Raw genomic sequence first — 14,020 nt, 5'->3', positions numbered from 1 at the left:
CGCAGGGGTGACAATCCCTGTGCTTTTTTATTTTTGAAGAAAACGGCGTTCGAGCCATTCCACAAGCTGGTACATGATGGTCGCAAACACGGCAATAATGAAAAGACTTAAGAACACGAGTGTAAAGTTGAAGACTTGAAAGCCGTAAATGATCATGTAGCCGAGCCCTTTTGAGGAAACAAGAAATTCCCCTACAATAACCCCAACCCAAGAAAGGCCGACATTGACCTTGATGGCAGAAATCATTGTTGGAATACTAGCTGGCAAAATGACCTCGCGAAAGACGACGCTTTTTTTCGCACCAAAGGTTTTCATCACCTTTAAATAATTCTCATCGACCTCTTGAAAGGCTGTATATATGACGATCGTCGTAATGATTACACTAATGATTGCGCCCATGGCAACGATGCTGATCATGCCAGGCCCAAGGGCAACAATTAAAATCGGGGCGAGGGCAACTTTTGGCATGGCATTTAAAATGACTAAATAAGGATCAAGAACGTTTGCCAGGCGGGTGGACCACCATAAGGCGGCAGCGAGCAAAATGCCGCAAAAGGTACCGAGTAGAAATCCGAGCACCGTTTCAAATAATGTAATACTCATATGATTCATTAAAGATCCATCGGATATTTTTTGTACAAACAATTGGCAGACTGCTGATGGTGAACTAAATATCAGTGGATCGATAAGACGAAAATGACTGGCAAGCTCCCAAAGCGAAAAGAAGCTGGCGAAAATAATGAACTGATAGATTCGGGTCATGCGTTTTTCCATTCGGTATTTTTTGCGATAGGCTTCATGCAAAAGGTCACTGTGTTTCAACTGTTTTCAGCTCCTTCCAAATCGTTTGAAAGAGCTCTTGGAAACTCTGGGTCTGTCTTGCATCGAAAGGAGAAAGAGTCCTCAGTTCATCTGGAACGGTAAAAATTCTCTTGATTGAGCCAGGATGCTTAGAGAATAAGAAAATGCGGTCACTCATCGCAATGGCTTCGCCAATGTCATGTGTCACAAGGACCGCTGTTTTTTGATAGTTTTTGAGTGTATGAAAGACGAGATCCTCTAAAGTGAGTTTGGTTTGATAGTCTAGAGCTGAAAAGGGTTCATCTAGTAAAAGCAGACCGGGATTCACTGCAAGCGTTCGGGCGAGAGCCGCACGCTGCCTCATACCGCCTGACAGCTCCTTCGGGTATTTTTCCTCTACATCATGAAGGCCAAGCTTAGGCAGTAAGCCAAGAGCGGCGGAGGTGGCTTCATGTGAATCTTGCTTGGTGATTTTTAACCCGAGAATGATATTTTCCTTGATGGTTTTCCAAGGAAACAAATAATCTTGCTGGAGCATGTAGCCGATTTGATGCTCTTTTTGATTCGGTTCTTTTCCTTCGATTAAAATTCGGCCTTCAGAGGGCGGCGTGATTCCTGCAATGATAGACAGCAGGGTGGTTTTTCCGCAGCCGCTGGGACCAATAAATGAGATAAATTCTCCTTGGTCTATCTCCATATTGATATGCTGTATGGCCGTTGTTTTTTCTTTTAAAGAGAAGTACGTGTGGGTCACATGGTCAATTTGAAGGAAAGACATGTGCTACCTCCTATTCTATTTATGTTCTGTGACCTTCTTTGCAATGGATGAATTGACAAGTTGTTTGTACGGGATAAATTTCGGCAATTCATCGCTCTCCTTCATGATTTCTTGCAATTTGTTCCATTCCTCTTCATTCAGAAGGGGATCTGTTGCATAGGAGTCCTGCTGTTTGTAGCGTTTAATGGCAGTTGATAAAACATCAAGTTCTGTGTCAGGAAAATGAGATTGAATGGTTTTGGCAATCTCCTCCGGCTGCTTGGCTTCTACCCATTTCTGCGCTTTGTAAATGGCGCGAGTGAAGGCTTCAGCTGTTTCTTTGTTTTCCTCTAAGTAACTCTTCTTTGCCATGAAGGTGGTATACGGCACCTTTCCGGAAGCTTCTCCAAAGGAGGCGGTAATGTACCCTTTGCCTTCTTTTTCAATTAAGGATGCTGTCGGTTCGAATAACTGCACAAAATCGCCAGTTCCAGAGGAGAAAGCACCTGAAATGTTGGCAAAATCAATATTTTGAATCATGCGGAGATCCTTTTTTACATCAATGCCTTCCTTTTTCAGGACATATTCACCGACCATTTGCGGCATGCCGCCTTTCCGCTGTCCAAGAAAGTCTTTTCCTTTTAATTGATCCCAAGAGAATTCGCTCACTTTCTCCCTTGAAACAAGAAATGTACCGTCTGTTTGTGTCAGCTGTGCAAAGTTGATGACAGAGTCTTTTGTGTCTTGAGCCTCTACATAGATAGAGGATTCAGATCCGGTCAGGGCGATATCTGCACCGCCGGATAAGAGAGCTGTCATCGTTTTATCGCCGCCCCAAGTCGTTTTTAATTCAACCTCTAGCCCTTCTTCTTTGAAGAAATCCTCAGATAAGGCAACATATAGCGGAGCATAAAAAACCGAATGGGTCACCTCGGCTACTTGTACGGTCTGCTCTTGTTCTTTTTTACAGGCGACAAATGGAATAAAGAGCAGGACAACGACGATGAATGCCAGTCTGACTTTGATGGAACGATTCAAGAGTAATTCGCCTCCTTTGTTCTAGATCACTAATTAAAGTATGTCAAAAGGGATTTTTGGTGAGTGCCTAGATGAAAATAAGAAGCGCATTGTTTATTTATAGAACGTGTCTTTTTTTCTATACTAGAAGCATGAATACTTTCTTGAATTTGGCAGAAATAAAGGGGCGGTTTCGTGTATAGAGTGAGTTGGGTATTTCTTGGATGGTATTTAGTAGGACTCATATTAATGGTCTCTTTTGAAGTGCCAGCATGGCTTCAGTTTGCAAATGGCATTTTCCTTGTGCTGTATGCCTGCTGTGTGATAGAAATTGGGCGAAATATTTATGGATCATGGGGGTTTGTGATCAAAAGGGCTGCTATTGTCGGGGTGCTGACATTTACGATTGAATGGATAGGGATCACAACCGGTTTTCCTTTCGGGGCCTATGACTATTATCCGACGTTAGGTTTTCTAGTGGCAGGGGTGCCTTTAACCATTGCTTTTGCGTGGGTTGGTGTGTTTTTAAACAGCCTTTTTTTAGCCAATCAGCAGTCGAAATGGAAACGAGCTGTCGAAACGGGGATATGGATTGTCTTGCTTGACCTCATATTAGACCCAGTAGCGGCTGAACGGAAATTTTGGGTGTGGTATGACGGCGGTGGTTTTTATGGTATTCCTTTTGAGAATTTTGTGAGCTGGGGTATGATTGGAGCAGGACTTTCCTTTCTCTTCCCGCTTGTTCAGGTTGGTCAAAAGGCCCTGAGCTGGACGAGCCGTATTTATCAGGCAATGGTGTTCTTTTTTGGTGTGCTGGCATTAAAGGGAGGGCTCGATGTCATTTTTTATTTAGCACTGATCATTGTTATTTTGTGTGAAGGAAGGGTTCAATTTGAAAGAAAGCGACAAAAGCCGATCGTTTAGACGTATATTTTCTTTTTATCTTGAGCGGTATTTACTTCATAAACATTTCCGCTCTGTGATGATGAAAGGCACTGTGGACCCAAACGAGAAGCTGCCTGTTCTTTATATCGCCAATCATAGCTCATGGTGGGATGGACTGATCATCTTTCTTTTAACAGAAAAAGCGTCCGAACTCGATCACTATATGATGATGGAAGAGAAACAGCTGAAGCAATATGCCTTTTTCCGAAAGCTTGGTGCGTTTCCGGTTCAGAAAGAGAATCTGAAAAGTGTGAAGCAAGCATTAATGACGGCAAAAGAGAACATGCAGGCTGGCGGGGCTGTATGGCTTTTTCCACAGGGGGAAATCATGCATCAGGATATGCGGCCGCTTGAATTGGAGGGCGGGGCTTCATTTTTAGTGAGACAATTTGAGCAAGTTGTCGTGAAGCCTGTGACCTTGCATTATACATTTAATCAATTTCAAAAACCGACAGTATCTGCTGTGTTTGGTGAAGATACCTTAGTATCTGGCGGAGAACTTCGAAGCAAGGACGTGACGCATCTGCTTAGAGATCTGCTTGAAACGCAGCTAAACGCACATCAAGCACAGGTCATCGCAGATCCTGATTTTTCAACTAATCAAGAATTTAGACAGGTGACGAGGACAAGTCAGTCAACAAGTGATGCGTTTGATTCCTTTAAAAAGTGGGTGAAAACATGGCGGTCTTCTTAATCGTAATCAGTGTACTCTTGCTCTGTCAGTTTATTTTCACCATATGGAATATGAAGCAGCTTCCTGTTTTAAAGCCAGTACCCTTTTCGCCGGGTGAACCTATTTCATTATCAATTCTGATTCCAGCGAGAAATGAGGAAAACCGAATAGAAGCTTGTCTTCAGTCGATCGTTGATCAACGTCTTTATCCGAAAGAGCTTATCGTCCTTGATGACCATTCGACAGATCAGACAAGAGCGCTGGTAGAGCGCTTCGCAGAAACATATCCGTGGATTCGAGTCCAGTCAGGTCAGCCATTAAAGCGGGGCTGGCTTGGTAAATCATATGCCTGTTCTCAGCTCGCAGAGGCAGCAGATTCTGACTGGCTGCTATTTTTAGATGCGGATGTCCGGTTAAAAAAAGGGGCAGTTGAATCAGTATACAAGCAGTTATGTATGCAAAAAACGGGCATGCTGTCAGGTTTTCCAGAACAAAAAACAGGTACATTTTTTGAGCATCTTGTCGTTCCTATGATGATGTTTACCATTGGCTGTCATCTGCCAGTGAAATGGGTAAGAAAATCTAAGAACCCCGCTTTTGCCGCAGCACATGGTGGTTTTATGGCCATTGAAAAGAATTGTTATCACGACATTGGCGGGCATGAAGCGATCAAGGATTCACTCGTTGATGATATGGCCTTGGCTAGACGGGTGAAGGAAAAAGGCTTTCCGTTCACACTTGCAAGCATTCATCCATTTGTGTATATGAGAATGTATGAAAGTGGACAAGAGGTTTGGGAAGGTTTCCGGAAAAATTTATTCCCAGGTGTGAATCGAAGCATTGCTTTATTAAGCAGTGTCTTTTGTTTATACACCCTCCTTTATTTGGTTCCTGTCATTTGTTTCATGATCGCATTGTTTCAGCTGGATGTTTTGAGCATATGCTTAGCCATTCTTTGCTATGGGCTGGGCGTATCGATTAAAGCGGCAATAGATACTGAAAATGGGCGGACATCTGCGATGGCTTTTTTATTGCCGGTCAGTATTTTAAGCCTGATTGCCATTGGCTTTGCTTCAATGAAAATCGGTCTGAAAAAAGAAGGGTATGAATGGAAAGGGAGAAGGTACGAATGAAAAAAGTGATCATCATCGGCGGCGGACTTGGCGGATTATCAGCCGCGATCCGTCTACAGTCACACGGGGTTCAGGTCACCATTTTAGAAAAAGAAGCGGCTTTAGGGGGGAAATTGCAGCGCCATCACGAGGCAGGCTACTCTTTTGATTTAGGACCGAGCACCATTACAATGAAGGCCTATTTTGAAGAAGTGTTTACATCCTGTCATAGACGGATGGAGGATTATGTGACTTTTTATCCGATTTCACCGCTTACCAAAAATATTTTTCCAGATGGACATACGGTCGAGTTTACGCCGAATATTGAGCAAATGGAATCACAAATTGCTGCATTCAGTCCTGAAGATGCGAAGCAATACCGTGCATTTTTGCAGGAATCAAAGGTGCTTTTTCAAAAGGCAGAGGAGCAGTTTTTAAATCGTTTGTTATTGAGCTGGAAGGATAAGGCGGATGTAAAGCTGATGAAAGCACTTCTTGCTGTCAAACCATTCACATCGGTTCAGCGCCTGCTGCGTCAATATTTCCGTCATCCCCATACATTGGCGATGTTTGGACGGTATGCCACTTATATTGGCTCTTCTCCCTACGAGGCGCCGGCTATTTTTAATATGATGGCGTATTTAGAAGGAGAGAAAGGGATTTATGGAATACAAGGCGGTACATATCGTTTAGTTGAGGCATTTGAGACACTGGCAAAAGAATTAGGCGTTCAGATTTACCTCAATGAACAAGTGAACAAGATTCATGTGAAGGATCGGCGGATCAAAGGAGTGGAGACGGATCAGCAGATGTATGAGGCAGATCAAGTCATTGCAGGAGCAGATGCGCTGACTGTATACCGTCAACTCATAGATGAAAAAGACCGTCCTCGTTTTTTAAATCAAAAACTGTCTGGCATTGAACCGTCGTTGTCGGGCTTTGTTCTCTTATTAGGGGTACCTAAAGTCTATGAACAGCTGGTCCATCACAATGTGTTTTTCCCTGAGGATTATGAGCAAGAATTCAAGGATATTTTTCAGAAAAAACAACTGCCTCAAGACCCGACACTTTACATATGCTATTCAGGCCATTCAGAACCAGCTTTAAGCGGAGGACCGGGAAGAAGCAATCTGTTTGTACTGGCCAATGCACCTTATGTGACAAATGAGCAAGATTGGGACATGCTAAAGGAGACATATCGTCAGCATGTAAAAAACAAATTAATGGAAAAAGGTCTTTTTGATTTGGATGAGCTTATTGAATATGAAGCGGTTCAAACCCCGCTCGATCTGCAGCAGAAAACGGGGGCATATCGTGGAGCTATTTATGGCATGTCTTCAAACTCGTTCAAACAGGCGTTTTTTCGCATCAATAATCAGTCAAAAGATATTGAAGGACTTTGGTTTGTTGGAGGAACAAGTCATCCAGGCGGCGGCACGCCGATGGTGACAAAATCAGGCCAGCTTGTCGCAGAAGCGATGCTGAAGCAATGGACGTAATCAAAGATGAAAAGGAGAGAAATCGAGTGATTGTGGAAAAAAGAAGGTTTCCGTCGCCCCATCAGCATATTCACTTATATACAGTGACCTATGAGGCAGATGGACTTCGGATGAAAGGGCTGCTCGCTGAACCGGCCGGAGAAGGTTTCTACGACGGCTTTTTGTATTTACGAGGCGGCATTAAAAATGTGGGGATGGTCAGACCAGGCCGGATTGTGCAATTTGCCGCGCAGGGTTTTGTCGTCTTTGCTCCCTTTTACCGAGGAAACCAAGGAGGCGAAGGGAACGAAGATTTTGCCGGAGAAGATCGAAAAGATGCGTTCGCTGCCTTTCAGCTGTTAAAACAGCACAAAAAAGTGAAGAAGGACCGCATTCATATCTTTGGTTTTTCGCGAGGCGGTATTATGGGCATTTGGACCGCTGTTGAAATGAAACAAGAGGCGGCTTCCTTTGTCACATGGGGAGGCGTCAGTGACATGAAACTGACTTATGAAGAGCGGGTGGATATGAGACGGATGATGAAGCGTGTGATTGGCGGACCGCCGCATAAGGTGCCAGAGGCATATGAGAACAGAACCCCTTTAAATGATGTGGATAAAATTGAAGCACCTGTCCTCATCATCCACGGAGAAGAAGATCAAAATGTATCGATTGAGCATGCGTATTTGTTAGAAGATGCGCTGCGCCAGCACGGAAAGTCCGTGGAGACATGGTATTTCCACGGATACAACCACTACTTCCCGCCGCAGCATAATCGAGAAATTGTGAGAAGGCTGACCACATGGATGCACAGCCGAAAAAGCGGAAATGTGGTAAAATAAGCAGTATAACGAAATATAGAAAGTAGGGGGATTTTCATTATGGGAATGCCTGTTGAATTTAATACAATGATTGTCACAAAGGGAAAAGAGACAAGAATTGAAGAAAATGTATTTGAACTCATGAAGGATGGATACCGCATTTATCCGTTAAATATTCCACTTGAGGTGCGCAAAACGAAAGACGGAGAAAAAACTGGGACAGCACATGTTGAAAAGCTGGAGCTGACAGACAATGTCACGAAGGTGACGTACCGTCTTGTGTCATTGCATTCAACCAACTAAAAAAGCTGAGGGATTGAATCTCCTCAGCTTTTTTCATTTGGTTATACGAGTGGTCCGCCTTTGGCTTCAATGTCACTTGCCGCGTGGCTGAATTTTTGGAAGTTCTTTTTAAATTCATTGGCAAGGAAGTGTGCTTTTTCTTGATAAGCCTCTTGGTCATCCCATGTTTTAGCAGGTTGAAGCACTTCATCTGGTACACCAGGAATATGAAGCGGGATGTGTAAGCCAAAGATGTCATCAGTAATCATCTCGGCATTGTCAAGGTCACCTTCGATTGCTGCCTGCACCATTGCTCTTGTATGAGCGAGATTCATTCGTTTGCCTGTACCGTAGCCTCCGCCAGTCCAGCCTGTATTCACAAGGAATACTTTTGCACCGTGCTCATCAATCTTTTTGCCAAGCATTTCAGCATAGACGTGAGCTGGAAGTGGAAGGAATGGTGAACCGAAGCAAGTAGAGAATGTCGTTTCTGGTGATGTGACACCGCGCTCAGTTCCAGCTAATTTACTTGTGTACCCGCTCAAGAAATGGTACATTGCCTGCTCTTTTGTTAAACGGCTGATTGGAGGTAAGACGCCAAACGCATCAGCTGTTAAGAAGACAATGGCAGATGGGTGTCCTGCGATACTTGGTTTCACGATGTTATCAATCATTTCGATTGGGTAAGCTGCGCGTGTATTTTCAGTAAAGAAGGTATCATCATAATCCGCTTCACGTGTTTCTTCATCAAGCACAACGTTCTCAAGAACTGATCCGAAGCTGATCGCTTTGTAGATCTGCGGTTCTTTTTCTTCACTTAAGTTCACACATTTCGCATAGCATCCGCCCTCGATATTGAAGACCCCTGTGCCAGACCAGCCGTGTTCATCGTCTCCGATCAGCTTGCGGCTTGCGCTTGCAGAAAGCGTCGTTTTCCCAGTGCCTGAAAGTCCGAAGAATAGGGCCACATCGCCTTCTTGACCTACGTTTGCTGAGCAGTGCATGGATAAAATGTCTTGCTCAGGAAGCAGGTAGTTCATCACAGAGAAAATGGACTTTTTCATTTCTCCTGCATATTCTGTTCCACCGATAAGAATCGTGCGTTTTTCAAAAGAAACGATGATAAACGTTTCAGAGTTTGTGCCATCTGTTGCAGGATTTGCTTTAAAGTGCGGTGCAGATAAGATGGTGAAAGGTTTTTCGTTTGAAGAAGGTGTTGACCCGTCAGGTCTGATAAATAGCTGCTTGGCAAAAAGATTGTGCCATGCGAATTCGTTTACAACTGTAATCGGCATACGATATCTTTCATCAGCGCCTGCAAACCCTTCAAAGACGAATAGTTCATCACGTTCTTTTAAGTATGACACAACCTTTGTATATAAACGGTCAAATGCTTCTTTGGAGATCGGCTGGTTGACTTGACCCCAATCGATTTTATGTTCAGAGCTTTCTTCTTTGACAATAAATTTATCTTTAGGCGAACGTCCTGTATAGGCTCCAGTTGTGGCGCGGACAGCTCCTGTTGATGTTAAAACGCCTTCATTACGTGCCAAAATCTTTTCAACAAGTTTCGGAACAGATAAATTTTGGTGCGTATTTTCTAATGAGAGCAATGACTGCAAATCTTCTTTTAAATCCACTGAGTTCATAAAAAAACCCTTCCTTTACCGTTGAATTTGTTTGTTTCGATTAGTATAACACATTAATAATAATAGTCTATACTATTTAAAAATTTTTGTGTGTGTTTTTTCATTTCTGCTATGAAAATATGCTTTTTGGTGATGCTAATGGTGAGGAGAAAAAAGAGGGAGATAATTCTTATGAAGCATTGACATGACGCAAGGGTTTAAGATAAGATATCTTATTGAACGGATACTCTTATCCCGAGTTGGTGGAGGGACAGGCCCGATGAAGCCCAGCAACCGGTTTCTTATGAAAAAGGCATGAAAATGCTGAGAAACCAAGGTGCTAACCTGATGCAAGGTACAAGAACACCTTGAGCGATAAGAGTGAAAGGCATGCGATCTCAGACCCTTTCCTCGCAATGAAGGAAATGGTTTTTTTATTTTTGGGATATCATATGAACAAATTGCCAATAACATCTCTAATATAAACGTTTTCAAATATAAGAGGGAACGAGTTCCGTATCATATTGGAGGCCTCATCTTGGGATGATGTGGTCTTGTACAGGAGGAAATAGCCATTATGAGTCAAAATCGTCGTTTATTTACTTCAGAATCAGTGACAGAAGGACATCCAGATAAAATCTGTGACCAAATTTCAGACAGCATTTTGGATGAAATTTTAAAGAAAGATCCAAATGCACGTGTTGCCTGTGAAACTTCTGTTACAACCGGTCTCGTATTAGTAAGCGGTGAAATTACAACGTCTACTTATGTCGATATTCCAAAGACGGTGCGTGACACAATTAAGGAAATTGGCTACACACGTGCGAAATATGGTTTTGATGCGGAAACATGTGCGGTACTTACATCAATTGATGAACAGTCTGCTGATATTGCGCAAGGTGTAGACAAAGCGCTTGAAGCACGTGAAGGAACAATGACTGAAGAAGAAATTGATGCGATTGGTGCAGGTGACCAAGGATTGATGTTTGGTTTTGCCAATAATGAAACCGAAGAGCTCATGCCGCTGCCAATTTCACTAGCGCATAAATTATCTCGCCGTTTAACAGAAGTACGCAAGAATGAAACACTTGCATACCTTCGTCCAGACGGAAAAACACAAGTCACAGTTGAATATGATGAGCAAAACAAACCAGTTCGTATTGACACAGTGGTTATTTCTACGCAGCATGCACCAGAAGTGACGCTTGAACAAATTCAAAGTGACTTAAAAGAACATGTCATCAGTCCTGTCGTTCCAAGTGAACTGATTGATGAACAGACAAAATACTTTATTAACCCAACTGGCCGTTTCGTGATCGGTGGACCTCAAGGGGATGCTGGTTTAACTGGACGTAAAATCATCGTTGATACGTATGGCGGATACGCTCGTCATGGCGGCGGTGCTTTCTCAGGTAAGGATGCAACGAAGGTTGACCGTTCTGCGGCATACGCTGCACGTTACGTAGCGAAAAACATCGTAGCTGCCGGCCTTGCAGATTCTTGTGAAGTACAGCTTGCTTATGCAATTGGTGTTGCACAGCCTGTATCGATTTCAATTGATACATTCGGAACAGGAAAAGCTTCTGAAGAAAAATTAATTGAAGTGGTTCGTGCAAACTTTGATCTTCGTCCAGCTGGCATTATTAAAATGCTTGACCTGCGCCGTCCGATCTACAAACAAACAGCTGCATACGGGCATTTCGGCCGTCACGACTTAGATCTTCCTTGGGAAAAAACGGATAAAGCCGATACACTTCGCAAAGAAGCATTGGGACAATAACAACATAAAAAACCGCTTATTTTAAGCGGTTTTCCTTTTGATTAAAAAAAAATATGCAAAAAGCGAAAAAATGTGAAACAAAATCGGACAAAATACTGTCTAATTATAGGTCTACTTTTAAGAAATAACATAACGTGGAGGCAATAATATGTGTGGGTTTGTTGGTGTATTTAATCACCGTCCATTGTCCGAAACTACTGAACAGGAAGAGCTAATTAAACAAATGAATCGTCTCATCGTTCATCGTGGTCCGGATGATGAGGGTTACTTTCATGATGAGCATGTAGGATTTGGATTTAGACGTTTAAGTATTATAGATGTTGAGCACGGAAAGCAGCCGCTTTCTTATGAAGATGAAAAGTATTGGATTATTTTCAACGGAGAAATTTATAACTATGTGGAGCTGAAGGAAGAGCTTGTGAAAAAAGGCTATACGTTCAGCACAGATTCTGATACGGAAGTACTTCTTGCCACATACCGTCATTATAAAGAAGAAGCGGCTTCAAAGCTTCGCGGCATGTTTGCATTTTTAATTTGGGATAAGGAAGCGCAATTATTATATGGCGCAAGAGATCCTTTTGGCATCAAACCGCTTTATTTTACACAAATGGATGAGCAAGTGTACTTTGCGTCTGAACGCAAAAGCTTGATGGCAGTAAGCGAGAACATTTTATTTGATGAGACATCCTTACAGCAATATATGTCATTCCAGTTCGTACCTGAGCCAAATACACTTGATCAAAAGGTGCACAAAGTAGAGCCAGGTCATCAGTTTACTTTACGCCCAGGACAGGAGATTGAATTTAAGACTTACTGGAAAGTTCAATTCAAGCCTGAGCAAACACAAGAACAAAAGCTGATTGAAGAAGTCCGCGATGCAATCTATGATTCTGTGAAAATTCATATGAGAAGTGATGTACCTGTTGGTTCATTCCTATCAGGTGGTATCGATTCTTCTTTCATCGTATCTGTTGCAAAGGAATTTCATCCTGAGCTGAAGACGTTTTCTGTTGGTTTCCAGCAGGATGGCTTTAGTGAAGTTGATGTAGCGAAGGAAACGGCTGATAAGCTTGGCTTACAAAACTTCAGCGCGGTGATTTCTCCTGAGGAATATATGAATGAGCTTCCGAAAATTGTTTGGCATTTAGATGATCCTTTAGCTGATCCGGCGGCGATTCCATTGTACTTCGTGGCAAAGGAAGCGAAGAAACAAGTGACGGTTGTTCTTTCTGGTGAGGGAGCAGACGAGCTGTTCGGTGGATATAATATTTACCGTGAGCCGCTTTCTCTTAAACCATTTGAATCTGTTCCATCTATGCTGAAAAAGCTTCTTCTTCGTCTGGCGCGCTTAATGCCAGAAGGAATGAAAGGAAAAAGCTTTATCGTCCGCGGCTGTACACCATTAGAGGAACGTTATATCGGTAATGCGAAAATCTTTGAAGAGCCAGTAAAGAAAAACCTCTTAAAGCAGTATGATCCGAACATTACGTATCGTGATGTGACGAAGACATACTTCGAGGAAAGTGCAGGCTACAGTGATATTAACAAAATGCAATATGTTGATATTCATACGTGGATGCGCGGGGACATTTTACTGAAAGCAGATAAGATGACAATGGCGAATTCTCTTGAGCTTCGTGTTCCTTTCCTTGATAAGGTCGTATTTGAAGCGGCTTCTAAAATTCCAGAAGAGCTGAAAACAAAAGATGGCACAACGAAATATTTATTGCGTAAAGCAGCAGAAGGCATTGTGCCTGACCATGTGTTAAACCGCAAGAAGCTGGGCTTCCCTGTTCCAATTCGTCATTGGCTGAAAAATGAGATGAACGCTTGGGCGAAAGACATCATTAAAAACAGTCAAACTGACGAATATATTAATAAAGCGTATGTGCTTGATTTATTAAATGAACATTGTGCTGGTAAAGCAGATCATAGCCGTAAGATTTGGACTGTCCTGATCTTTATGATTTGGCACAGCATTTATGTCGAGCGCAGTATTGATCCAGAGCAATTGAATCATCAACCGAAAGAAGTCATCTTCAGTTAATGAAAAAAGGTTTTCAGCTTTGTGCTGAAAACCTTTTTTGTCATGATAGAAAGGGGTGGAAAAGGGTAAAATAACTAGCGGTTCATAGTTATTGCTTAATATCCTGAAAAAAACATGATAAAGTGAAGATACACGTATGATGTTAACGAGATAAAAGGGAACGATAGTATTGTCCTTTTTCTACATATTCTCTGCGGATTCGGTCCATGTCTTGGATATCTTCATCTGTTAACAGCCGAACGACTTTGGCTGGACGGCCAAAAGCGAGTGATCCTTTTGGAATGACCTTTCCTTGAGGGACAAGACTTCCTGCACCGATAAAGGCGCCTTCGCCAATCTCCGCACCATCGAGAATGATAGACCCCATGCCAATGAGGGCATTTTTTCGAATGATTGAGCTATGTAATGTGACTTGGTGTCCAATGGTAGCACCATCTTCAATAAGAAGTGTTTTTCCAGGACTTTGATGCAGGCACGATAAATCTTGAATGTTGACGTTCTTTCCAATTCTCACAGGTGCAACATCGCCTCTGATGACGGTTTGAAACCACACGCTCGAATATTCTCCAATTATGACATCACCGGTAATGGTGGCGTTATCTGCGACAAAGACCGATTCATGAATCTCAGGTGTAAACTGATGATATGGATAAATCACTTTTTCGACTTCCTTTCTTAA

The 14,020-nt window shown here is 42.7% G+C and carries 13 protein-coding genes and 1 riboswitch; of the genes, 8 read left to right on the top strand and 5 right to left on the bottom strand.

The window, feature by feature from the left end:
* Positions 1–27: 27 nt before the first annotated feature.
* Genes NSU11_RS14240 through NSU11_RS14230 form a run of 3 tightly spaced genes read right to left on the bottom strand, consistent with a single transcriptional unit; the run spans position 28 to position 2,596 of the window.
* The gene (locus NSU11_RS14240) at positions 28–822 is read right to left on the bottom strand and encodes an ABC transporter permease (protein ID WP_024424919.1); all 795 of its coding nucleotides are present in this window, start codon (positions 820–822) and stop codon (positions 28–30) included.
* Positions 809–1,579: an ABC transporter ATP-binding protein gene (locus NSU11_RS14235; RefSeq protein WP_024426225.1), complete on the bottom strand. Its 771-nt coding sequence runs from the start codon at positions 1,577–1,579 to the stop codon at positions 809–811. Before NSU11_RS14235 ends, NSU11_RS14240 begins: the two co-directional genes overlap by 14 nt.
* Positions 1,580–1,594: 15 nt before the next feature.
* A complete protein-coding gene (locus NSU11_RS14230; RefSeq protein WP_024426224.1) occupies positions 1,595–2,596 on the bottom strand; it encodes an ABC transporter substrate-binding protein in 1,002 nt (333 codons plus the stop codon).
* A gap of 174 nt (positions 2,597–2,770) precedes the next feature.
* Between NSU11_RS14230 and NSU11_RS14225 the strand changes: the two genes are divergently transcribed.
* The 6 genes from NSU11_RS14225 to NSU11_RS14200 are packed head-to-tail and all read left to right on the top strand — an operon-like array spanning position 2,771 to position 7,907.
* Positions 2,771–3,499, top strand: coding sequence for a carotenoid biosynthesis protein (locus NSU11_RS14225; protein WP_149126354.1), 729 nt, complete (start codon positions 2,771–2,773; stop codon positions 3,497–3,499).
* Positions 3,468–4,214, top strand: a complete 747-nt coding sequence (locus NSU11_RS14220) for a lysophospholipid acyltransferase family protein (RefSeq protein ID WP_197172588.1) — start codon at positions 3,468–3,470, stop codon at positions 4,212–4,214. The genes NSU11_RS14225 and NSU11_RS14220 overlap by 32 nt, the downstream gene beginning before the upstream one ends.
* A complete protein-coding gene (locus tag NSU11_RS14215) occupies positions 4,199–5,326 on the top strand; it encodes a glycosyltransferase (protein WP_024424914.1) in 1,128 nt (375 codons plus the stop codon). The genes NSU11_RS14220 and NSU11_RS14215 overlap by 16 nt, the downstream gene beginning before the upstream one ends.
* A complete protein-coding gene (gene crtI, locus NSU11_RS14210) occupies positions 5,323–6,804 on the top strand; it encodes a phytoene desaturase family protein (RefSeq protein ID WP_149126356.1) in 1,482 nt (493 codons plus the stop codon). The genes NSU11_RS14215 and crtI overlap by 4 nt, the downstream gene beginning before the upstream one ends.
* A 26-nt stretch (positions 6,805–6,830) precedes the next feature.
* Complete coding sequence (locus NSU11_RS14205) at positions 6,831–7,625, top strand: prolyl oligopeptidase family serine peptidase (protein WP_149126357.1); 795 nt, start codon at positions 6,831–6,833, stop codon at positions 7,623–7,625.
* 39 nt (positions 7,626–7,664) lie between these two features.
* A complete protein-coding gene (locus NSU11_RS14200) occupies positions 7,665–7,907 on the top strand; it encodes a DUF2584 domain-containing protein (protein ID WP_025092385.1) in 243 nt (80 codons plus the stop codon).
* A gap of 41 nt (positions 7,908–7,948) precedes the next feature.
* Here NSU11_RS14200 and pckA read toward each other — a convergent pair whose 3' ends face one another.
* Positions 7,949–9,535 carry a phosphoenolpyruvate carboxykinase (ATP) gene (gene pckA / locus NSU11_RS14195; RefSeq protein ID WP_151863318.1) on the bottom strand — a complete coding sequence of 529 codons (1,587 nt, stop codon included), beginning with the start codon at positions 9,533–9,535 and terminating at the stop codon, positions 7,949–7,951.
* A 226-nt stretch (positions 9,536–9,761) separates the two neighbouring features.
* Positions 9,762–9,896, top strand: a riboswitch (SAM riboswitch).
* Between the two features lie 195 nt (positions 9,897–10,091).
* Here pckA and metK point away from each other — a divergent pair.
* Positions 10,092–11,294, top strand: coding sequence for a methionine adenosyltransferase (gene metK, locus NSU11_RS14190; protein WP_024424909.1), 1,203 nt, complete (start codon positions 10,092–10,094; stop codon positions 11,292–11,294).
* Between the two features lie 148 nt (positions 11,295–11,442).
* Positions 11,443–13,341: an asparagine synthase (glutamine-hydrolyzing) gene (gene asnB / locus NSU11_RS14185; protein ID WP_024424908.1), complete on the top strand. Its 1,899-nt coding sequence runs from the start codon at positions 11,443–11,445 to the stop codon at positions 13,339–13,341.
* A 142-nt stretch (positions 13,342–13,483) separates the two neighbouring features.
* Here asnB and NSU11_RS14180 read toward each other — a convergent pair whose 3' ends face one another.
* A complete protein-coding gene (locus NSU11_RS14180; RefSeq protein ID WP_024424907.1) occupies positions 13,484–13,999 on the bottom strand; it encodes a gamma carbonic anhydrase family protein in 516 nt (171 codons plus the stop codon).
* Between the last annotated feature and the right edge of the window lie 21 nt (positions 14,000–14,020).

The organism is Bacillus sp. FSL R5-0712 (assembly GCF_038593285.1).
In the GTDB taxonomy this organism is placed as follows: Bacteria; Bacillota; Bacilli; order Bacillales; family Bacillaceae; genus Bacillus; species Bacillus safensis.
This window is presented reverse-complemented; position numbering and strand designations above follow the sequence as displayed.